The organism is Chitinophaga sp. (assembly GCF_039596155.1).
Classification (GTDB): Bacteria; Bacteroidota; Bacteroidia; order Chitinophagales; family Chitinophagaceae; genus Chitinophaga.
Genome location: NZ_JBCNKF010000002.1, coordinates 35905 through 58229, shown reverse-complemented (window position 1 = coordinate 58229; position 22325 = coordinate 35905). Strand labels below are relative to the sequence as shown.

Below are 22325 nucleotides of genomic sequence, written 5' to 3'. Positions count from 1 at the left end.
TTTATTTCTTCCTGTAATCCAGTGCCGGGGCTCTGTCTCCCAGCATGGCTTCATACCTGAAATCTTTTCCTCTGCGCTGTTTCAGCTCAGCCTGTGCCGATGCTACGGCTGCAGGATCATTGAACAGGTCATAGGCCGTCAGGGCAATGGTTTTGGCAGCCACCATCATCCCTTTTGCGCCAATGCTGGACCCTGCTGCGGCCACATTCTGCCAGCTATGCCCACCGGAACCAGCTACGAACGTAGCTGCACTCATACCGGCGGTTGGCGTTACCCAACTTACATCCGCTACGTCAGATGATCCGATACCTCCTTCTTTCACAATCGTAAATGGCTGTACCTTCATAGTGGCACTGTCCATATCAGGAATGTTCTTCTGATCGATAAAAGACGCCTGGATCTTTTTCCCGAATTCCTTTTCTTCAGCAGTATATTTAAAACCACCCACGATGTGCAGGTTCTTATCCATCATGTGTGACAATGTTTCATTGGGCATCATGTTATACACACCGCCGATTACTTCATACTTCATGGTAGTACCTGTGCCTAATGCAGCACCTTCTGCACACTTCACCAGCCTGTCCCAGGTATCTTTTACCACCTGCATATCCGGATGACGCACGTAGTAATACACTTCAGCAAAGGCAGGCACTACATTCGGTGCATCACCGCCTTTGGTGATCACGTAATGAATACGGGTATCCTGCTGTACATGTTCACGCATCATGTTTACCATGTAATCCATGGCTTCCACACCATCCAGCGCCGACCGGCCTTTTTCAGGCGCACCGGCTGCATGGGATGCAATACCATAAAACCGGAATTTCGCGTTCTTATTCGCTAACCAGGGTGCTATACCTGCAGAATTATCATTGCCCGGATGCCAGTGTAATACTGCACTCACATCGTTGAACAAACCTGCTCTTACCATATACACTTTACCAGAGCCCCCCTCTTCTGCAGGACAACCATATACCCGCAATGTACCTTTACCACCACTTGCTTTCATCCAGTCTTTCACAGCAACTGCTGCAGCGACCGATGCAGTACCAAACAGGTTATGTCCACAACCATGACCGGCACCTTCAGGGACGATCGCCTTCTTTTCAGGATTCGCTTCCTGCGACAAACCTGGCAGCGCATCAAACTCTGCGAGAATGCCAATCACAGGTTCACCACTACCGTAAGTAGCTACAAAAGCAGTAGGAATACCGGCAATGCCCGCTTTTACAGTAAACCCCTCCGCTGTGAGCTTCTCCTGCAGCAAAGCAGAACTCTTCACCTCCTGGTAACCTACTTCGGCAAAGCCCCAGATCTTTTGTTCTATCGTTGTATAAGTTGCAGACTGCGCATCGAGTGCTGCAAGGATCGCCGTTTTATCTTTATTTGCCTTCTGTGCATAGCCGAAAAACGGTGCACAACAAAGCAGGGACAATATCACTTTCTTCATAATTTATACAATTGGTTGAATAGTAACTTAAAGGTGCCGTGCGATTGGCCACGGAAGGTGATCTCCGGACCAAAGGCATATAATTTACCACTGCCCACCGGTGCTACAAATGCAGCAACCCCGTCTTTCAGGTATTGCTGTCCCCATGCCCAGCCACTGTGTAAAGGAGTCGTTGTTGCATACCACATGAGTTTCTTCACATCGCCGCTCACATTGAACACCGGACTACGATCGAAATACACATCTGTCTTCGCATGCATGCCAGCGTTTTCTATAGCCGTCGTATCTACATCAGCAATGAGCAGACTTCCCGGTATATAAAGTTTATTACCCGACAATGTCTTATTGGTTTTAGGATCGATCAACGCATTTTTAACCGGGAGCTTCAGATGATAAGCCAGGTTAGTGCTCGTACCAATCGTTACAATACTCCCTCCCGCTTCCAGGAACTTCCTTAGCTGTGGCACAGAAGTATCAGCAGTAATACGGCCCAACCAGGGCTTGAATTCAGCAGATAATTCTTCCGGCTTAGGCAGTTTTCCAAACCAGTAATTATCACGCTTAGGTTTGCCTGTATCAGGAATAGCACCTGTTGCAAATAAGATGATGTCATACTTCTTATGCAGGTCACCTTTGTCTATTTCCTGCGAATAGATCATCGTGTATTTGTAATGATACTGCTCCATTAACCATTGCAACCAACCTGCCGGGATAGAACCGCCATAAGTATTCCAGATAGCGATACGGGCAGGGTTCACAGGTTTCAGGCCTGTAGGCACCACATCAGCAGCAGTCACTGTTATACCCTGTTCAGTTGCGGATGCTGTCAATATAGCTGTGGCTTTTGCAGAAACAGGCACATAAAAAATACCTGATGGAACACGTGATACTTTGATACCGGCGTTCAATAAATCGTTCACGGCAATGAATGTATTATTTTCAGATGGGTGCAAATAATACCCCTTCTTCGCTGTAGGGAGCACTTTAGTAGCTGGCGATTCAACCTGTCCGTAAGGTAGCTGTGCCAACGGTGCGGTAAATCCATCGAGTATCCGATCGAATTTCACGCCCATCTGGAAAGCCAATGTCCAACCAGCTGCATCATAAGGCCGGATAGGCGGACCACCTGGATATTGAAAATCATTTGGATGATCCTGTGGTTCAAACATATCCAGCACATGCGGACGGAAGGCCTGCGCAGCTTTCACGACATAAGAACCCGCAGGATATTTTCTGCCCGCTATGGTAAAATCTGCCGTTGCTTTGTGAATAGTCACTCCTGCACGGCTGAGGGCATTGATGAATTTCACAGCAGTCGGAAAGTCTTCCTGGTCAGCAGGAATGATATACGCTCTCGCATCTCTGTAAGCAGGATTCTTAAAGTATGTAGCAAAATAGGTATTGGCAATCGTATCTTCTTTACCCAGTGACAAGTCCCCACCACCTTCTTCTTTCTTTGCAGTATCTTTTTTGGAAGCAGCTAATTTGATGCTATCCACAAAACGCGGGTAGAATGTCCAGTGATCTTCATTCCCTCTGTCAATAGCATTCTTACCCATGTGGTAAATGTTATACAACAAAGTACTTCTGTATTTCGCCGCATAATCCAACACGGCATAGTTCAACGATACAGAGTAATCTATTGACTGGCGGAAATGCCATTCCTGTGGTACCACCGGGTTAGGCGTAGCACCATTCGGAATCAACCTTTCCGGTGCCAGTGGCACAGTTTCAGGTGTAGGGCCACCAATGATCTCCGTAAGCAGACCTACCATATTATGAAAGTAAGGAGCAGTACGCAAACCACCATTCCACCAGGTGGAAAACTGGGAACCACCCCGCTGTGTATAACCGGGTTTATTCTCTGCATTCAACCGGTTATTCATCGCAGCACCTACGGCATCGATGCTCGTTACGATCAGCGGATCAAATACATAATTGAAAGGATCCCGGTAGGGAGGTCCTGCCAGTACCGAGCCTGCAGGTCCACGCTGGTGATGGTTGTACATAATCTGCGGGATCCATTCTACGAACAGTTGTCTGGCGATGTTCTGGCTCTCCTTCATATTCATCATATAAAAGTCCCTGTTATTGTCATGGCCTACATATTTCTCATACAACCGGGGTATGTTCATCGCCCGCTTCTTCGGATCTGCTGTACGCATATACCAGTTAGCGACCAGCTCCTGACCATCGGGGTTTGCATGCGTGAAGAGGATGATCACGTTCTGCAGAATGTTCATTGTTTCCTCATCAGTACGTGTCACTAACTGATACATACTTTCGATGAGTTGATGAGAACCCACTACTTCTGTAGCATGCAAACCACCATCAATCCATACCACCGCTTTACCGGTGGCAGCCAGTGCTTTTGCCTGGTCGTCAGTAAGATCTTCGGCATGTGCCAGCTGCCGGGAGATGGTTTTGTACTTCTCCAGCTGCTGTATATTTTCAGGTGCAGACACGATCAACATGTACTGATGCCGGCCTTCTTCTGTAAGTCCGATGTCCATCAGCTTTGTTCTGTTGCTGGCTGCGAGCTTTTTAAAATAAGCTTCCGTTTGGGTATAGTTAGCCAGTTGATAATCGTCTCCAATGTTGAAACCAAAATGTTCTTTTGGAGAAGGGACCTGTTGTTGTGCCCATGCTGTCGTCAATGTAAGCGTCAGCAAAAGCACCATACCGTAGAATGGTTTAGTCATAAGCCTTTTGTTATTTATTTATAACCCACTTTCGATTTTTAAGAACTGGCGTTAGCAATCAACGGCGTTTAATTATTCAAAACACAAACACACTCCTTATTTTGCTATCCCGGCTTCTGCCAATAAGATCAATAATGCCTGCTGAATGCCCTTATATCCTTTGTCGTTCACCCACCACTCAGGCAGTGCGTGGGCATTGCCACCTACACCACCCGTACCAATGGTAATAGCGGGGATGCCTTTGGATATAGGAATGTTTGAATTAGTAGAGCCTACCGTTAACGAGGGTGAGTCGCCCATATAAGTGATCACCGCCATCATATGCTGGATCAATGGTTGCGCAGTATCACCCACACCTGAAGGACGATCACCGATCAGCTTCATCTCTACGGTAAGATCAGGACCTGATTTCTTCATCTTGTTTTCTTCTGCCAGTGCGCGGTCAACAGCCGCATGTAAGAGTTTATCGCAGTTATCCACACGCTCCGGGCTCTCTGACCGCATATCCACTTCCATCCAGCTTTCAAAAGGAATGGAATTGACCGAAGTACCACCGCCTATTACACCAACATTATACGTCAATCGTAACCCAGGCGCCTTTGTGAGCGAGTCTGCGGCTACACACCAGTAAGCAATGGCTCTGCCCAATGCATTGTGCGGATTACCTAATCCAAAAGAACCGGAAGAATGTCCACCCGGACCTTTGAAGGTAATACGGTAACGGTGTGAGCCTAACCCCCTGTGATTGACATGTGCACTCATCCAGCCATCTATGGCGATATAGCTATCTATCTTTCCCGGGCCTTTGTCACTGAACAGGTTCTTCACCCCTCTCAGGTCTCCTTGTCCTTCTTCGCCCACCGTGCCAATAAAGAGTACATTGGCATTGGTTTCAATACCTGTCTTCTCCATCGCTGTGAGCACAGTCAGTACAACTGACAATGCCCTTGTATCATCCGCTATACCCGGTGCTGCCAGCGTATCACCCCTATGCTGCACTTTGGTATCTGTACCTTCAGGAAAGACTGTATCCATATGTCCTTCGAGTACGACCGTTTTCTTTCCTTCTTTGCCTTTACGCAATGCGATCACATTTCCAACATTATCGGTCCACACACTATCTGCACCGGCGGCCTTGAGCATAGCTGCATATTGCCTGGCCCGCACCTCCTCCTTATAGGGAGGCGCGGGAATTTCTGTTAGCAAAATATGATGAGCGATCGTCTGTGGTTCCATGTCCACAATCGTCTGAAAGGCTTTCTTTACTATTGGTTTCTCTGCAAGCAATCTGATTTCGGTCACGTACTTTTTATCGGCTACGCCTTTTCGGTCCTGCGCATAGCTACTCATCACTGTATGTAACAGTGCAGCTGTCAAGATCAACTTTTTCATTTTCCCTGTTTATTTACTGGTTCTTAAATCTTACACCTACCCGGCAGTCTCCCGGTTCGCCACGGGACTCATCACAGATATTATTGTAGAAGGTGACAATTCTCCTGCCGTCAGACAGGTTCACAATGAATTTGAAAAGAAAATAATCGTTGACAGCCACTGCACTAAGGTCAACATTATTTAGTGCAGCCAGTTCCGCTGCTGTGAAGATAAAAGTTTTTGGGAATTCTGTGACGGTTTGGTACAAATGGTCATTCGTCCCAACAATACTGGGCAACGGGAACTGTGCTATATTGGGATATTGATTACCCGGCGATGATATCACTAATGGATAAGCGGGTACACTGCTTTCTGCCTTGTTGTAACTGTTGTATACTTCGATAGAAGTCACCGTCACTTTATTGAACCCTGCCCATGCCAGCGTAAATGAAAACTGCTGCGATGCCAGGTTAGCATCCTTCTTGTTGAAGAAGACCACCTTCCCTGCCTGACGGGTTGCCAGTGCTGATTTGGTTGTATCTATCGTGACAATGGGAACAGCTGTATATTGATAATCTTCCCATTCATAATGCGCCTTTTTACAGGCACAAATTAATAATATTAAAAGAACGCAAATTGGCTTCATAAATAATAATTTGGTTGATAAGAATCTTATTTATCCCAGAATACCGGTGTCACCTGCTGCGCTACCTGCAGGCTGCTCACATTCTCGCCCAGACTGGTATTGGCACTCAGTTCTGTCTGTGAATAATATAAGCGCAGCGGGAAGGTATTGAGTGGCGACAATGGCGTACGCAATACAGGCAATGCTGTTCTACGGTAATCATTATAAGTCTCCATGCCATTGCCATAAGTCGCGATATATTTCTGTGTCATCACCAGCGATAACCGGCCCGCAGCATCCGCGGCATCATACGCTGCTAATTGCTTGTTTACAAAGCCTGTGATCGTTGCGGTTGACATTGTCACGCCTCCCCGTGTCGCACTAAAAGCGCTCACACTATTCAGATGTGCAGTGATGCCATCTGCAAAATTCTGACGGGCATCATCCCCTGTACCCAGCGTGAGTGCAGCTTCTGCCCGGATGAACTTTACCATGGCGTTGGTGATCAGGGGAATAATACCGGACCCTGTACCATCGGTAGATGCCACTACCTTCACGCTACCTGTCGCATCTGTATTGGTCAGGTATTGATTGGTAGCAGGTAGGTTATTGATACTGGCATTGTCGTACAAACCGCCGGCAGGATAGATGCCAAAGGTAGAACGACGGTTCAGATCTGCAGGTGCTGCTGTACCATCCCCGGGATTGCGGCCATAATAACCATTACTGTTGGTAGAGTTGTTCAACCCGGCCGTTGCATTTTGCCTGAAAATGAAATAGCGCAATCTTGGATCATCATTATTAAACAACAGATCGATAAACGCCTGATTCATATAAAATGTCTTGCTGGACTGGTACTCTGAACGATGCCATGGATGACGGTTGTTCGGGTTTTGTAATGGCCCGAACCTGAAAGTATAATCCAGGCTGTTACTATTGATGAGCGTAGAATCGGTCACCAGCGCCTTGATGGCTGTAGCGGAGCGGGTAGCATCTACTAACCTGATCTGGTTGTACAACTTCAGCTGAAGTGAATGTGCCATCGCGATCCAGGAAGCCTTCGTGCCGCTGTACATCATATCGGCAGCAGCAGGTACCAGGGTATTGGTTGTTACTTTATTTGCATCTGCAAGCGCACTTTCTATCAGGGTGAGCACACTTTCATAAATAGTGGCTCCCTTGTCAAACGCAGGACTGACATTGGTTTGCCCATTCTCTGCCTCGGTATACGGAATGTCTCCCCACATATCCACCATCAGGCTCACCAGGTATGCTTTCTCCAGTTTTGCGATGGCCACATATCCCCAGTCATTTTCAGCAGTCCCGCTGCTGATGATAGCTTCCAGGTCATTCAGGGTCTGGCTGTAGAAACCATCCCATGGTTCATCGAAACTGGTACCCTGTTGTTGATAACGACCCAGGTCAGAAGAGAACACGGTGTGTTGTACAAAGGTTTCAGTTCCACTATTCAGCTCGTACATGTTGGCAGCCATCGACACTTCGGTAGAAGGCAGCAACAGGGAGCGCTGTGCAGTAGTTGGGTTGTTGGGATCTGTATTGATATCTACAAACTTCTTACAGGAACAAAGGCCTGCTATCAGAAAAGTATATAAGAGCGTTTTTGACTGCATAATCATACAATTAGAATGAGCACCTTAAATTGACACCATATCTCTTGGTAGTAGGAACAGACAGGTTATCATACCCCTGTGAGTTACCCACACCCAAAGAACTTACCTCAGGATCGAAATTGCTGTATTTAGGGAAGTTCGGCGCGTTGTACCACAGGTTACGACCCGTTACAGAAATGCTGGCGGAGCCGAATGGGGTTCTGCCCAGGAAGCTCTTTGGCAGTTCATATGCCAGCCCTATTTCGCGCAGCCTGAACACCGTTGCGTCAAAGATGGATCCTTCCATCACACCACCAGGCCCCATACCACCATTAAAGAAGTGATCTTCATAAGACATCGCCACGTTGTTTTTAATCTTATGCCCGCTTTCATCCAGCAATGGTGTGAGGGTATTGGCATCGCCGAGTACACCGGGCGATACAAGCTGGAATTCACGCTTTTCAGTATCACGGGTTACACCACGCGACATCATCTGACCTACAGTATTGGAATACATCTGTCCTCCCTGTTTCCAGTCAAACTGCACATTCAGTGAAATATTTCTGAAGCGGAACGTATTGGTGATACCAACGATAAAATCAGGATTAGGATTACCAATCGCTTTCAGTGAACCGGATACCAATGGTTTACCGGTACTGGGGTCTATGAGGATGTTCCCTTCATCGTCACGTGCATAGGCCGTACCCTGGATCAAACCATAAGGGCTCCCGACTATGTGTACGCTGCTGGTTCCGTTTGTACCACCATAACTGAATTTCTCATATCCACCCAGGTTTTTGATCATATTGCGGTTACGGGTGAAATTGGCATTGATGTCCCAGTTGAAACCATTCTTCTTTTGAATCGGCGATGCGTTGAAACCAATCTCAATCCCTTTGTTGGTCGCCTCACCCAGGTTCAGGATCTGTGTGGTATAACCGGAAGAAGGTGCTGCCGTTACTTCAAAGATTTGTGAAGTACTGCGCTTGTTATAGAAAGTGAAATCAATACCGATGCGGTTATTAAAGAACTGTAATTCCGTACCCAATTCTAATTCGGTAATGAACTCCGGTTTCAGGTTCGCATTTGTAAGCAGGTTGGATTGTGTTACGATATTATAGGTGCTGCCGCCGGCAGGTGTGAATGGCAGCCCTACATTGGAAGGTGTAGATGCACCACCCAGGATGGCATTGATCTGGTAGAAGGCAGCTGTCTGATAAGGAGACGCTTCGTTTCCCACACGGGTATAACCTGCTCTCACTTTACCAAAGTTCAGCACCTCTTTAGGCAGCTGAAAGGCTTCTGTAAACACCAGTGATCCGTTTACACCTCCATAAAAGTAACTGCGGTTATTAGCAGGCAGCGTAGAAGATATATCATTCCGGCCTACAAGGTTCAGGGATAAATAGTTTTTATAATCAAATGTGATATCTGTAAAGAAGGCGTAATACCGTTGCTTCAGCAGGTTCCTGTTGTTCGTGAGTTGTACACCGGTGATAGAGCTGGTATTGTTAATATCATGCAGATCTGCTACAATGATATTATCCCCATAAAATGCTTTACGGTCTGTAAAGCGCTGGTTCACGTTGTTACCGAGGATCGCACGAACAGATACATCGGAGGTGACAGCATGGGTGGCAGTCAGTAACAGGGTATTGTCCAGTTCCTGCCTGTAAATATTATCGGTGGTGATGCTACCGGCAGAATAGGAAGAAGAACCTTTTCCTCTCACACTCATTCTACGATCGGTATAGGCATTGAAACCGATTGTATTTTGAACGTTGAGCCAGGTGAACGGGTCGAAACCGACAATCAGGTTACCGTAATACCTGTCTACATCACTGGTGTTGGGACTGTGTTTTACAGACCAGTAAGGGTTGTCAATACCGGTATAATCATACACATTGCTTCCATCAACAGGGTTTTCGTAGGGATAGTTGGTAAGGTCGTAACTGGTGGGCACATACATCAGTGTAGACATGATGGAGCCTGTCAAACCACCGACCGGCGGCGTTTTCTGACGGGTAGTGACATAGTTGATAGCACCGCTGGCATAGAATTTATTTTCAAGTTTGATGTTCCCGCCAATGTTCACAGAAGTACGCTTGATTTCATTTTCAGGTACTACACCTTTATTATCTGTATTAGAAAAACCTGCGGTGAAGTTACCTCTCTCAGTACCTGATGAGATAGAAATTGCATTCTCAAATACATTACCCGTGCGGAAGAAGTTCTTTGCATTCTGGGTGGCATAAGAACGGTAGGGCACCTGTATAGGTGTCACACCATCAGCCTGATAAAACTCCGGGAAAATAGCAGCACTGAATTGTCTTGTCAACTGGTGGGGAACGGTGGCACGGGTTGGCAGCATACTCTCCACACCTACGAAAGGCTGCCCCCAGGAAGCGTAAACACCCTGGCGATAATCGTTGTTCGTGCCCTGTCCGTATTTGGTCTGGTATTCTGGTAAGCCGGCCACCTGTTCAATAGAATAACCGGCATTATAAGTGATCTCAGTGCCTTTACGGGTTTTCTTCTTACCGGCTTTCGTGGTGATGATGATGGCGCCATTGGCTGCTCTGGATCCATACAATGCCGCAGCAGCAGCACCTTTCAGTACCGTCATACTTTGAATATTATTCGGATCCAGGTCAAAGGCACGGTTGGTAACACCTACACCACCTACGGTAGATGCGCCTACACTGGCAAAAGTACTGTTATCAAAAGGCACCCCGTCAACGACAAAGAGCGGCTGGTTGTTCCCATTCAGTGAAGAGTTACCACGAATGGTGATGTTCGTACCACCACCTGCTACCCCACCGGCAGAAGAGATATTCACACCCGCTACTTTACCTTGTAGGGCACGCACCGGATCTGGTTCAGATTTCTGCGCCAGTTTGTCGGAAGATACCGTACTCACGGAATAACCCAGACTGGTCTTCTGACGGGCAATACCTGCTGCTGTCACAACTACATCATGCAGTTGTTTGACAGCGGCTTTCAACTGGATCAGGCTGGCATCGCGTATAGGTATTTCCATGACGTGATAGCCGATAGCGGTGACTACAAGTGTTGCGCCTGCTTTTACTTTCAGGGTAAAAGAACCATCCCCGCCGGAAGTCACACCGTTGCTCGTGCCCTTTTCCACAATCGTTGTACCGGGATAAGGTTCCCCATTCTCACTCAGCACCTTTCCCCTGATAGTCGTATCCGCCGCAGGAGCTGTAATAATGTTTTGTTCACTGTGATCTTTCAGGATAATGAAACCATCGTTCACGACATATTTAATATCCAGTTGTCCCAATACTTTATTGAGTACGCTACCTAATTCTTCATCCTTGGCACGGGCGCTTATCTTTGTGTCCATATCAATGTGATTGGAGCTGTACACAAATTTTACGTCGGCTTTGTTCCTGATCTGGCCGAGTACATTACGCAGACTCTCATCATCAGCCTGTAGTGAGATCTTTTTGTTCAGAATACTCTGGGCATAGGCCATCTTCCCGCATAGACAGACGAGCAGCGCCATCCGTATGCCTCTGGTGATAAAAGCTTGTACACGCATAGACGTTTTACTTTGTAGATTTCTGGTTGATTAAGGCAAAGCATTCCCTGACCACGTTCTTACGTAGTGCATGCAGGGGCATCATTCTTTAAAGCAAAAGATAATTATGGGTAGAGACTCTCTTTTCCTCTCAACAGTAGAAATTATACCCAATTAAATTTCATACCTGAATACGGGTAAATATGCTTACGTATTCAGTTGACGGATAAGATAGTGTTCGCTATCTGAGCATACAGGCAAAATGAGTCCTGTACAGTTGTAGTTGTGAAGCTACTGTCATAGGCAATTGTTTTTAGTGTGATCCTTCCTGGTTCTGGTTGATAGTTCATGACGACTTATTTTTTTGGTTGCATTATTACGGTCTTTCCTTTGATCGCCACCTCGAGGTTGAGTGCCTGGCTAATCATCTCCATCGTAGTATGTAAAGACTGGTCTGTCAGATCAGCTGTGAACAGACTGTTGGCGATAGTAGTGTCGCCGGTTTGTATATCTATTTCAAACTTCTTTTCTATTCGTTGGATCACCTGTTCCATGCGGGCATCATTGAATGCCATATCATACTCTGTTCCTTTGGTAAATTCATGTACCGCTTCACTGGTAGCATGGCCCTTCGTCACAGTGGCCTGTGCTGCTGAATACACGGCATTTTCATGTTCACGTAATATGCTGTTGCCATTCAGAGATACAGCGCCGGTGAGCACTGAGATGGCCACTTCATTTCCTGTTTTTTTAATATTAAAACTCGTTCCTAATACTTTGGTGGTGAGAGATCCGCAATAGATCATAAACGGATGTTGTACATCTTTAGCTACTTCAAATAAGGCTTCTCCATCCAGGGTCACAGCTCTTTCTTTACCACCAAATTTCACCGGGAAAACGAGTTTACTTTCCCCTTTCAGCCATACAATAGTACCGTCTGATAAAATCTGCTTCGTGATGTTCCCTTTCACACTGGTCGCATAGGTAGCGCGATGTGGTGCAACGAGATTCAGTAAGGTAGTCCGGTATATAAAACCCGCGGCTACCAACACCGCCACCGACGCCGCAACTTTCATCAACCGGAAAACAGGACGTCTGTTACCAATGCGGTAACGCAACTGGCGAAGGGTCGCTTCTTTCGATGCCTGCAGCTCCTGGGGAGACAAGCTATCAAAAGCGGTAGTATCTTCCAGGCTATCCAGCCATGCTTCCAATTGTGGATTTTGCCGGCCTTCGGTGTACTGATCGAGAATATGTTTGAATTCCTTGCTATTCATCCAACCTGTTTTCTATATAGTAAGTAAACTGAGAAAGGGCAAACACCCTATGTGCAGCAAAATATTTTTTACAATAGCCAGAAATATTCCCGGAAGGCGATACGCAGGTGTTTCAAAGCCCGGGTCAGGTGGTTTTCCACAGTCTTATGAGAAATATTCAAAGCAGTAGCAATGTCCTGTATGGATTGATGCTCATTCCGGCTCATGCGGTATACCTGCTGGCATTTTTCAGGAAGGCGCGATACTTCTTTTTCTACAGCATTCACCAGGTCGGCATAGGCCATATATTGTTCATTGCTATGGTCGGCATCCAGGAATTGGGCATAACTGCTGGCATAAGCCCTCCGTACCTTGTCGGCTTTCATATAATTGAACAGCTGGTACCTGACCGCTGTGAACAAATAGGCATTGAGTGAGTGGTTGAGTTTTAATTCGGACCGACGGTTCCAAAGGGAGAAAAATACTTCCTGAATGATTTCTTCTGTGATGGCTTTAGACTTTAACCGGTTGTAGACATAGGCGAATAACCGGGGCCAATATTCATTGTAAATAGCTTCGTACGCATCCTGATCGCCACTTATTAATAAGGCAATACTTTCCCCCTCATTGTATGTATTTACTTTTTTAATAATGTTGGCGATTTTGGCTAAAAGATTGGTTGATACTATAAACAAACAAAAAAAAATCAATAATTCATAGCTATTTGGCGATTTTTTGGGTTTCTGGGAATAAAAAAGCCACTTTTTCCTGTTGGCAAAAGTGGCTTATTATTCATTTTGCGACTGCTAAAAGTCTACTTTAGCAAAGCAGATATAACTTCTATAGATGCAGGGCACCAATACTGTTCTTGCGCTGATCTGCTTACCGTACCGTGGCATCCAGGTGAATCCTTTGTCCAGGTTGCGCAGGGTTGGTTTGCGTGTACTGGAGCCATCAGGTTCTACACCGGTATCTGTTACAATGAAATCCCGGTTCTTCAGTTCATTGTACAGGAAGCGTAATTCACTGCCAATATTCACCATCAGGTAAGAGAGGTACAGGTCAGATCCGTCGTCAAACTGGGATTTGCGGATAAAGTTGCTCCACAGCAGGTTACCTTCATCATCTACTGACAGGATCCCTACATTGTCGTAGTTATACCGGGTGCCCATGTTTGAATTATTATACCATGGGTTGTAATACCAGGGAGAATAGGGAGAATAATAGTATGGAGTATACATGCCGTAAGGGCCGTACATATAATTCCATCTGTTCCATGGCTGGTTGTTCCGGTTCGTGGTATAGAAAGATTCTGCCGTCAGGATAAATCCACCATTTTTGGTATTGATGATCTTTCTGATGAAATAATCATTGAAAGCTGCGTTAGTAGAAGATTCGCCCCTGGCATTGCTTTTCAGTTCAGGTGAAAACACTACTTCCTTTTCATACAGCAGGGTCTTGGCGGCATAGTCGTATTTACTTACGTACAGGCCTTCCACATTCCCGCGTTTCTGCCTGTAATAGAATGATGTGACCAGCGCTTTATGGGCACTGTTATCAATTTTCATCTTCACTTCATCCAGCAGGGTTGTTTTCAGTTCCATGGGCACAGTTTCAAAACTGTCTACAGCAGCCCGTTTGATCACCAGGCTACCACTTACAATATAATCCCTGTTATTGGTACGTTCCAGTTTATTGAAAATGAGATCCCCCTCATTCGTCAGGTTGAAGTTGCTGAGGAAATGCCGTTTGGATTCCATGGGCAGTGACAACCTGCTGTTGTTCATGAAATGGAAAGCACTGTCGTACAGGAAGGTATAGAAAACGTTGTCGTTCTCCTTGTCCTGATTGATCTTATAGATCAGTATCCGGCTTTTGTCTTCCGAATATTCAACGGAGTATACCTTATTATTGTCTTTGGCATTGTAACCAATGCGGGTCGAATCGACCATCACCGGGGCGTCGTTGAACTTACCTTCACCATTCATGGTCGCACAGAAGCTGTATACAGCATCTTTACGCTGGAACTGGTACAACATGTATACCTTGTCCGCATAATTGATAAAGTCGACACTGATCAGTTTCTTGGGTAGAAAATCCAGCTTTACCCTGTCTTTGAGTTGCATCGCATTGTCGTACACAGATACTACGTAGTCTCCCCTGTCACTCTTATACACCAGAATATTGCCTGACACACGACCGATAATCTCAAATTCGGTGCTTTTGTAATCATCCTTCTCAGGTTCCGTATAAGTGATCTTTTGAGCCATTAATGCCCCACTCCACAAAAACAGTAAAGCATAGAGATATAATATGCGCATTTGCTGATTTATTTAAAAATTGCAGTTTAGGATATAGATTTAACGGTAAACGACTGGAATTCATTGTATCCACTGCCAACCGGTTACACTAAAATAAGGAATTACGGATTACCAACGCCAAAAGCATGATTAACGGCACCCGGCACCCAAATTGATATAAATAAACAGTACTTTTGAGCTTAACTATGGACACGGTCTTAATTACAGGTGGTACGGGCCTTGTAGGTCGCGCACTCACCAGATTGCTTACGGAAGTTGGATATAAGGTTATCATCCTGAGCAGAAAAACAGACCTTCCCGCAGAAAACGGGCTGGTTACCTATGCACACTGGGACGTACAGCGTCAGACTATTGATGAATCTGCCCTTTCGCAGGCAGATTATATCATTCACCTGGCAGGCGCTAACGTAGCAGATAAACGCTGGACAGCAGCCCGCAAAAAAGAAATCATTGACAGCCGTACACATAGTACTGAGCTGCTTTTCAATGCACTTTCCCGTATACCCAATAAAGTAAAGAAATTTATCAGTGCATCTGCTACCGGCTATTATGGCCCGTATACCGGCGGTGAACCCTTTACAGAAAACGACCCTCCTATCGACGATTACCTGAGTACAACCTGCGTAGCCTGGGAAAATTCAGTACTAAAAATAAAATCCCTGCATAAAAAAGTCCTGATCTTCCGCACAGGCATTGCCCTCAGTCCTGACGGTGGTGCATTAAAGGAATTCTATAAACCACTGAAATTCGGCTTTGCCACCATTCTTGGCAATGGCGAGCAGATGGTTCCCTGGATTCACATTCATGACCTCGTAAGACTTTACCTGAGTGGCATTGTAAACCCGGATCTGGAAGGCATCTACAATGCTGTAGCACCTAATCCTGTAAGGCATAAGGACCTTGTAATGACACTGGCACAGGTATCCAGGGGCAAAAGCTTTATTCCCATACATGTCCCTGCGTTCATCCTGAAACTGGTACTTGGTGAAATGAGTGTGGAGATATTGAAGAGTGTCAGCGTATCGGCTGCTAAAATCAGTAATACAGGGTTTGTATTCTCCTATCCTGATATCAGAAGTGCACTGGAAAATTTCTTTAAGCGGTAATGATCTTTTTCATGGCAGCGGCTTTGAGCAGGCATTCTTCCCATTCCTGCTCAGCACTGGCGTAATAAGTAATAGCAGATCCTGTCTGGAAGGACAGGAATCTGTTGCCTGCGTTGTACAGGATACTCCTGATCACCACATTGAAATCAAAATCCCCATCAGGGGTAAAATATCCCACAGCACCCGCATACAATCCTCTTTTTGATTGCTCATATTGCTCTATGAGTTCCAATACCCGCTTCTTGGGTGCCCCTGTCATGGAACCCATAGGAAATGCCTGTTTAATCGGTTCAGTAAGGGGTAAGGCCGGATCAGGCATAGCCGTGACCGTAGAGATCATGTGATGCACCTGGGCAAAGGAGTAAATACCAAAGAGTTCTGCCACCTGCACTGTACCCTGGAGCGCAGTATGTGACAGGTCATTACGTACCAGGTCTACCACCATGACATTCTCAGCGCGTTCCTTGCTGTTGTGGAATAACTCCAGCTGACGTGCTTTATCTTTCAGCACATCCGGTTCCCGCTTAATGGTGCCTTTGATTGGCTGGGATACGAGTAAAGGCCCTTTTTTCTGGATAAAACGCTCCGGGCTTGAACAAACAAGGTATTTATCATCGAAGTGATAATAAGCGGAAAATGGGGCGGGAGAAAGCCTGTTGAGACGCCTGTAAAGTTCGGAAGGATCAGCATCCGTATCGCGGATAAAATTCTCACGGCAGAAATTCACTTCATAACAATCTCCCCTGTGGATATGTTCCTGCAGGGCACGCACAGACTGGATATACTGTGCACGATCGATATGAGCAGTAATGTCAGTATTGGATACTGCGCTGCCTGCGGTACGAACAGGGGTTTGCTGTACAGCGGCAAAGATGGCGGCAGCTGCCTGCTGATCCATATTCCATCCACCTATACTCACTTCATTTTCTTTCAGCAGCAACACAACTTCAGGCCTGAAAAAGAACAGGTCGGGAAAATCAAGGCCATCGGCATTCCCGGACGTCATCCCGGGAAATACTTCATTCTTGAGGTCATACCCCAGGTGGCCAAAGAGCCAGTCGGCGTGCGTATCGTAAAATTGCTGTAACTGAGAAAAGGCGTTGCCGGCATTGCAGGTGAGCGTCGCGATGGCGCCGGCAGCCAGGATAGCTTCGTACTGGTTGTAAGCAGAAGCATAATGATTATTGTCTAAAAAACAACAGATGTTGTACTGGTGTGCCCAATCCAACATCTGTTGTTTAAATAACGTTTGATCATTAACCGGGAAATAGTGAAATATCCTGATAATGGTGATTTTTAGTGCTTAAAAATCGTCGTCGTCATCGTCAAAGCCTCCTCTGTCGTTAAACAGACCCAGGTCTTTGAATTCATCGTCGATGCCCAGATCGTCATCGTCATCTACACTTTTCTTTCCAGGACGGCCACGTTTGCTCTTAGCTTTAGGCATGTCAAACTCCTCGAAGTCAGGATCGTAATCCTCATCTTCAGATTTTCCCCAATTATCATCATCATCGTCGTCACCCAAATCATCATCTTCGTCATCCAGGTCATCCTCGTCATCGTCAGATTTCTTTTTTGATTTTGAGGCCGGCTTATCTGATTTTTTAGAAGCAGCAGACTTACGGGGAGTTTCCTCCTCATCCTCATCATCTTCGTCCTCCTCTTCCTTCTTGGGCTTACTAGCAGCTTTAGGCGTTGCTTTAGTAGTCTTTGGAGAACTCGTCTTTTTGGTCTCTTTTTCGTTATCAGATTTTGATTTCATAATAGGTTCACTTAAGTCTTTAGCGTATTACTTTAGCGTAAAGTTTTAACAGTTTTTTTGATTAGCCAAATTTTTTTTGCCGTTTTTTTTTTGTAATTTATAGGTATTTTACTGTGGCAGTATCTGATCTCTTCCAGGCCCGTTGGACACATATTTCACAGGAACACCCAGGTAAGTTTCAACAGCTTTTACAAAGGCTTTCATCTCGGCAGGTAACTCGCTGAAGGTCTTGCTTTTTGCAGCAGTCTCATCGCTCCAGCCTTTATATTTTTCCCAGATAGGCGTTACATCCAGATCATTGATCTGGAAAGGCATCGCTTTGGTTTGTTTTCCATCTATTTCATAGGCGGTACACGCGTACACTTCTTCAAACACATCGAGTACATCACTTTTGGTCATGACCAGTTGTGTAACACCACTCAGCATGCAGGTATAGTTCAGTGCTACCAGGTCAATCCAGCCACAGCGACGTGGACGGCCAGTAGTTGCACCAAATTCATTCCCTTCTTTACGCAGTTTTTCGCCCACTGCATCGTGCAGTTCAGTAGGGAATGGACCACTACCTACGCGGGTACAATATGCTTTGGTCACACCGATCACTTCTTTTACCCAGGATGGGGCGATACCCAGACCGCTGCATACACCAGCACTAATCGTATTAGATGAAGTTACGAAAGGATATGTTCCAAAATCCACATCCAGCATACTTCCCTGTGCTCCTTCTGCCAATACTTTTTTACCGGCTTTCAGGTAATCGTTCAGGAAATACTCACCATTTACTATATTCATACCTCTCAGGAATTCAACCGCCTGGAAGAATTCACCTTCCCATTCAGCAATATCATGCGCAATTTCCGCTCTTACTTCAGCAGAGAAATCGTAGCCTGCCAGCAGGTGTTCATGCTTAGCCTTCAGTTTGGCATAACGCTCCTGGAAGTCAGCACGCAGCACATCGCCTACTCTCAAACCATTACGGCCTGTTTTATCCATGTAGGCAGGACCGATCCCTTTCAGGGTAGAACCGATTTTATCAGCTCCTTTAGAAATTTCTGAAGCTTTATCCAGCGCCCTGTGAGTAGGCACAATTACATGCGTTCTCTCAGCGATAAACAGGTTAGCTTTCAGGTCTACGCCCAGCGCAGTGATCTTATCACATTCCTTCTTGAAGGTAACAGGGTCTAATACTACCCCGTTTCCAATCAGGTTGATGATGTTTTTGTGAAACACGCCGGAGGGGATCGTGTGCAATACTACTTTCTGACCGTCGATATATAAGGTATGACCAGCGTTTGGACCACCCTGAAAGCGGGCAATGATATCATAATTGCCTGCGAAATAATCCACAATCTTTCCTTTGCCTTCGTCGCCCCACTGCAGGCCCAGCAAAACATCTACCATATGAATTGATATTATTTTTAAAAAGAAGTGGCAAAATTAAGGGGAAAAAAGGAATAATTACAACTATAACCCGTTGTCAAATGACAAAAAAAAAGGGCTGCCAGGCGGCAACCCTATCATTCATTTACTCATCTTCCAGCCGGTTTACTGACTGAATACCATCCAGCCTACCTAAACGGAGGAACAATTCGTCCAGCTCCTCTTTGTCGTGCACAAACACTTTGATCAGCCCTTCAAACAGGCCTTCCTTGGACTCAATCGTCAACCCTGCGATGTTTATTTTCAGCTCTCCGGAGATAATATTTGTAATCTTATGGATCACCCCTACATCATCCATCCCTACCAGGCGTAAGCCGGTGAGGAACGAAATTTCCCTGTTCTTCACCCACTTGGTCTTCACGACCCGGTGACCGTAATTGGCCAGCAACTGGGCAGCATTCGGGCAATTGGTACGGTGTATCTTCAATCCTTCACTGGCGGTGATGAAGCCAAATACGTCATCTCCCGGTATCGGGCGGCAACAGTTTGCCAGTTTGTAGGCTATCTTATCGGAGCTTTCACCAAAGATAATCAGCTCCGCATCCTTCTTGGAAGGCAGCTGGTGCCTGATGTGGTCCTCGGCAATATGCTCAGGCGACTTCACAGATGGCGGCTTGGGGGCCTCCAGCTTATCGCCCAGTATATTGAATTGTTTCAATTCTTTCAGGTCAATATTCTTCACCGCGATCTGGTAATACAGGTCGAGTGGAGAAGGCTGCTTATAGAATTGTACCAGTTCATTAATATTATGCTGGCTGGCAGAGATCTTCATGTGATCCAGCTTCCGCTCCAATATATCCTTCCCATCCATGGCTACCTTCCGCTTTTCCTCCTTCAGGGCATCCTTGATCTTGGATTTCGCCTTGGCAGTCAGTACGTAATTCAGCCAGTCTTCAGTAGGCTTTTGTTTATTGGAGGTAATGATCTCTACCTGGTCTCCACTACGCAGCTTATGACTGAGGGGCACCAGTTTATAATTCACCTTGGCGCCTATACATTTATTACCTACCGCACTGTGAATAGCATAAGCAAAGTCCAGCGCCGTGGAGTTGACCGGCATGATCTTGAGATCCCCTTTAGGGGTATACACATAGATCTCTTCCGTGAACAGGTTGCTCTTGAAGTCGGCCAGGAAATCCAGGGTATTGGAATCAGGGTTATTCAGGATCTCACGGATCTGGTTGAACCACTGATCGAATTTATTTTCCGTATCCTGCTTCTGGTTGCTACCTTCCTTGTAGCGCCAGTGGGCAGCCAGACCCTTTTCAGCATAATCATTCATACGCTTGGTCCTGATCTGCACCTCCACCCATTTACCCGATGGCCCCATTACAGTTACATGCAGCGCCTCATATCCATTGGATTTTGGATTACTGAGCCAGTCACGGGTCCGTTCAGGACTAGGATGATAGAAGTCCGTGATGATGGAATATACCTTCCAGCAATCAGACTTTTCCTTATCCACCGGGGAATCCATGATGATACGGATCGCGAAGAGGTCATATACTTCCTCGAAAGTGATACCTTTCTTCTTGATCTTATTCCATATAGAATGAATAGATTTGGGACGTCCGAATATTTCGAAGTTGAATCCCTCCTCCTGCAGCACTTCTTTAATTGGTTTGATGAACTCGTTGATATAACGGGTACGCTCACGCTTTGTCTCCTTTAGTTTACGGGCAATGTCACGATACGTCTGTTGCTCCGTATACTTCATAGACAGATCTTCCATCTCGGACTTGATGTTATACAAGCCAAGGCGGTGAGCCAGGGGAGAATAAATAAAGACGGTTTCGGACGCGATCTTGAGTTGTTTTTCACGACTCATGCTATCCAGCGTACGCATGTTGTGGAGGCGGTCTGCCAGCTTGATCAGGATCACACGCGGGTCATCTGCCAGGGTGAGCAGGATCTTCTTAAAGTTTTCCGCCTGTGCGGTACTGGTACTGGAATCGACCACGATCGATATTTTGGTGAGACCGTCTACAATGTGAGCGATCTCAGCCCCAAATGCCCGTTCAACATCTTCCAGCGTTACTTCTGTATCTTCTACCGTGTCATGCAGGAGTGCGCAGATAGCAGAGCGAACCCCCAATCCTATTTCATCCACACAGATCTGAGCTACAGCCAGGGGATGTAATATGTAGGGTTCACCCGATTTACGCCGCATTTCCTTGTGCGCATCTGCTGCCATTTCGAAGGCAGTACGTACCAGTTCGCGATCACCTTTCTTTAAGCGCGGTTTCAAAGCACGTAATAAAGCACGGTAATGACGAACGATTTCCTTTTTTTCCTGTTCCTCGTCGAGGTTATATGTTTTTACTGCCACTGTATCCATCTGGACTAAAGTTACAATTTTCTTGTATAAGAACCATAGTCCGGAATCCCACGGTAGTGGTATCTTTTAGGCCTCACCACCCAGCCTGCATTTATGCAATACCTCCCAGGCAGTGCCGGTATGGCGTAACAAATACAAATTATTTACCCTGAATGCGGCCTGAAACGCCTTATCTTCATACTCCTGCCGGGCCATTTCGAAAAGCCCGTCTCCTATATCATTCAGCGCCAACGAGATGTGAGGATTAAAGCCATATTTGGCCAGCATACTGCTGAATCCGAAGTCCTTTCTCAGCAACAGGATCAATTGCTTATGCAGGTCCATAATGGCGGGAGACTTGACTACGTTGATAAAGATGAGTCTCCTGTGTTCCAGGGCAACGGCCCCGAATCCATTCAATTGCACCTCAAAAGGTTTCATGCCGCCTGCAAAATCCGTTAATGCTTCGCAAAGGTCCTTTTCCATGGCAGGATCAGCTGTAAATGGTACTTGTACAGTAATATAGGGTAAAACTTTGAGCGCTTTGCGGGCCTCATAGAAATCCGCAAATTCCTGTTTCATTCTGATGATCTCTTTGCCCACTGCGGCATTAGGTAATAAAGCAATAAAATAGATCTTACTCTCCTTCTTAGGCTTTTTAGGCCGTTGTGGTTTGCGGGGATTAATCTGTTTTCCCTGTGAGTTGCCATTCCGGCGGCGATCATTGTTCTGTTGCTCATGTCGTGGTTGTCCATGCCCGGACTTACCGCCGTTTACCAGCCCGGGCCCTTTTCTTTCATAGTGCATTGTGTACAGTTAGTGGA

General features: G+C 46.1%; 16 protein-coding genes. 1 reads left to right on the top strand and 15 read right to left on the bottom strand.

Annotated features, from left to right (window positions below):
• Position 1 precedes the first annotated feature (1 nt).
• The 10 genes from ABDW33_RS02090 to ABDW33_RS02045 all read right to left on the bottom strand — a co-directional run bounded on the left by ABDW33_RS02090 (position 2) and on the right by ABDW33_RS02045 (position 14879).
• Positions 2-1450, bottom strand: coding sequence for an amidohydrolase (locus ABDW33_RS02090; RefSeq protein ID WP_343688414.1), 1449 nt, complete (start codon positions 1448-1450; stop codon positions 2-4).
• The gene (locus tag ABDW33_RS02085) at positions 1447-4152 is read right to left on the bottom strand and encodes a M14 metallopeptidase family protein (protein WP_343688413.1); all 2706 of its coding nucleotides are present in this window, start codon (positions 4150-4152) and stop codon (positions 1447-1449) included. Before ABDW33_RS02085 ends, ABDW33_RS02090 begins: the two co-directional genes overlap by 4 nt.
• Positions 4153-4248: 96 nt before the next feature.
• A complete protein-coding gene (locus ABDW33_RS02080; RefSeq protein WP_343688412.1) occupies positions 4249-5544 on the bottom strand; it encodes a M20/M25/M40 family metallo-hydrolase in 1296 nt (431 codons plus the stop codon).
• 13 nt (positions 5545-5557) lie between these two features.
• The gene (locus tag ABDW33_RS02075) at positions 5558-6169 is read right to left on the bottom strand and encodes a hypothetical protein (RefSeq protein WP_343688411.1); all 612 of its coding nucleotides are present in this window, start codon (positions 6167-6169) and stop codon (positions 5558-5560) included.
• Between the two features lie 26 nt (positions 6170-6195).
• Entirely contained in the window at positions 6196-7779 is a 1584-nt protein-coding gene (locus ABDW33_RS02070; RefSeq protein ID WP_343688410.1) for a SusD/RagB family nutrient-binding outer membrane lipoprotein, read from the bottom strand.
• Between the two features lie 10 nt (positions 7780-7789).
• The gene (locus tag ABDW33_RS02065) at positions 7790-11323 is read right to left on the bottom strand and encodes a SusC/RagA family TonB-linked outer membrane protein (protein WP_343688409.1); all 3534 of its coding nucleotides are present in this window, start codon (positions 11321-11323) and stop codon (positions 7790-7792) included.
• A 194-nt stretch (positions 11324-11517) separates the two neighbouring features.
• Complete coding sequence (locus tag ABDW33_RS02060; protein ID WP_343688408.1) at positions 11518-11652, bottom strand: hypothetical protein; 135 nt, start codon at positions 11650-11652, stop codon at positions 11518-11520.
• Positions 11653-11658: 6 nt separating this feature from the next.
• Complete coding sequence (locus tag ABDW33_RS02055; protein ID WP_343688407.1) at positions 11659-12579, bottom strand: FecR domain-containing protein; 921 nt, start codon at positions 12577-12579, stop codon at positions 11659-11661.
• Positions 12580-12647: 68 nt separating this feature from the next.
• A complete protein-coding gene (locus ABDW33_RS02050; RefSeq protein ID WP_343688406.1) occupies positions 12648-13253 on the bottom strand; it encodes an RNA polymerase sigma-70 factor in 606 nt (201 codons plus the stop codon).
• Between the two features lie 111 nt (positions 13254-13364).
• Entirely contained in the window at positions 13365-14879 is a 1515-nt protein-coding gene (locus ABDW33_RS02045; protein WP_343688405.1) for a hypothetical protein, read from the bottom strand.
• Positions 14880-15064: 185 nt separating this feature from the next.
• Here ABDW33_RS02045 and ABDW33_RS02040 point away from each other — a divergent pair, with 185 nt between their 5' ends.
• A complete protein-coding gene (locus ABDW33_RS02040; protein WP_343688404.1) occupies positions 15065-15985 on the top strand; it encodes a TIGR01777 family oxidoreductase in 921 nt (306 codons plus the stop codon).
• Here ABDW33_RS02040 and ABDW33_RS02035 read toward each other — a convergent pair.
• The 5 genes from ABDW33_RS02035 to ABDW33_RS02015 all read right to left on the bottom strand — a co-directional run bounded on the left by ABDW33_RS02035 (position 15975) and on the right by ABDW33_RS02015 (position 22308).
• Positions 15975-17216, bottom strand: coding sequence for an anthranilate synthase component I family protein (locus ABDW33_RS02035; RefSeq protein ID WP_343688403.1), 1242 nt, complete (start codon positions 17214-17216; stop codon positions 15975-15977). The two genes, ABDW33_RS02040 and ABDW33_RS02035, sit on opposite strands and share 11 nt — an antisense overlap.
• A gap of 72 nt (positions 17217-17288) precedes the next feature.
• Entirely contained in the window at positions 17289-17747 is a 459-nt protein-coding gene (locus tag ABDW33_RS02030) for a hypothetical protein (RefSeq protein ID WP_343688402.1), read from the bottom strand.
• 108 nt (positions 17748-17855) lie between these two features.
• Complete coding sequence (locus ABDW33_RS02025) at positions 17856-19145, bottom strand: adenylosuccinate synthase (protein ID WP_343688401.1); 1290 nt, start codon at positions 19143-19145, stop codon at positions 17856-17858.
• A 124-nt stretch (positions 19146-19269) separates the two neighbouring features.
• Entirely contained in the window at positions 19270-21522 is a 2253-nt protein-coding gene (locus ABDW33_RS02020; protein WP_343688400.1) for a RelA/SpoT family protein, read from the bottom strand.
• Positions 21523-21588: 66 nt separating this feature from the next.
• On the bottom strand, positions 21589-22308 hold the full coding sequence (locus ABDW33_RS02015) for a 2'-5' RNA ligase family protein (protein WP_343688399.1): 720 nt from the start codon (positions 22306-22308) through the stop codon (positions 21589-21591).
• Between the last annotated feature and the right edge of the window lie 17 nt (positions 22309-22325).

What these genes read in the sequence shown, in the direction of transcription:
- ABDW33_RS02090 (WP_343688414.1), bottom strand. Translation starts at nt 1,450, where the DNA reads ATGAAGAAAGTGATATTGTCCCTGCTTTGTTGTGCACCGTTTTTCGGC.
- ABDW33_RS02085 (WP_343688413.1), bottom strand. Translation starts at nt 4,152, where the DNA reads ATGACTAAACCATTCTACGGTATGGTGCTTTTGCTGACGCTTACATTG.
- ABDW33_RS02080 (WP_343688412.1), bottom strand. Translation starts at nt 5,544, where the DNA reads ATGAAAAAGTTGATCTTGACAGCTGCACTGTTACATACAGTGATGAGT.
- ABDW33_RS02075 (WP_343688411.1), bottom strand. Translation starts at nt 6,169, where the DNA reads ATGAAGCCAATTTGCGTTCTTTTAATATTATTAATTTGTGCCTGTAAA.
- ABDW33_RS02070 (WP_343688410.1), bottom strand. Translation starts at nt 7,779, where the DNA reads ATGCAGTCAAAAACGCTCTTATATACTTTTCTGATAGCAGGCCTTTGT.
- ABDW33_RS02065 (WP_343688409.1), bottom strand. Translation starts at nt 11,323, where the DNA reads ATGCGTGTACAAGCTTTTATCACCAGAGGCATACGGATGGCGCTGCTC.
- ABDW33_RS02060 (WP_343688408.1), bottom strand. Translation starts at nt 11,652, where the DNA reads ATGAACTATCAACCAGAACCAGGAAGGATCACACTAAAAACAATTGCC.
- ABDW33_RS02055 (WP_343688407.1), bottom strand. Translation starts at nt 12,579, where the DNA reads ATGAATAGCAAGGAATTCAAACATATTCTCGATCAGTACACCGAAGGC.
- ABDW33_RS02045 (WP_343688405.1), bottom strand. Translation starts at nt 14,879, where the DNA reads ATGCGCATATTATATCTCTATGCTTTACTGTTTTTGTGGAGTGGGGCA.
- ABDW33_RS02040 (WP_343688404.1), top strand. Translation starts at nt 15,065, where the DNA reads ATGGACACGGTCTTAATTACAGGTGGTACGGGCCTTGTAGGTCGCGCA.
- ABDW33_RS02035 (WP_343688403.1), bottom strand. Translation starts at nt 17,216, where the DNA reads ATGTTGGATTGGGCACACCAGTACAACATCTGTTGTTTTTTAGACAAT.
- ABDW33_RS02030 (WP_343688402.1), bottom strand. Translation starts at nt 17,747, where the DNA reads ATGAAATCAAAATCTGATAACGAAAAAGAGACCAAAAAGACGAGTTCT.
- ABDW33_RS02025 (WP_343688401.1), bottom strand. Translation starts at nt 19,145, where the DNA reads ATGGTAGATGTTTTGCTGGGCCTGCAGTGGGGCGACGAAGGCAAAGGA.
- ABDW33_RS02020 (WP_343688400.1), bottom strand. Translation starts at nt 21,522, where the DNA reads ATGGATACAGTGGCAGTAAAAACATATAACCTCGACGAGGAACAGGAA.
- ABDW33_RS02015 (WP_343688399.1), bottom strand. Translation starts at nt 22,308, where the DNA reads ATGCACTATGAAAGAAAAGGGCCCGGGCTGGTAAACGGCGGTAAGTCC.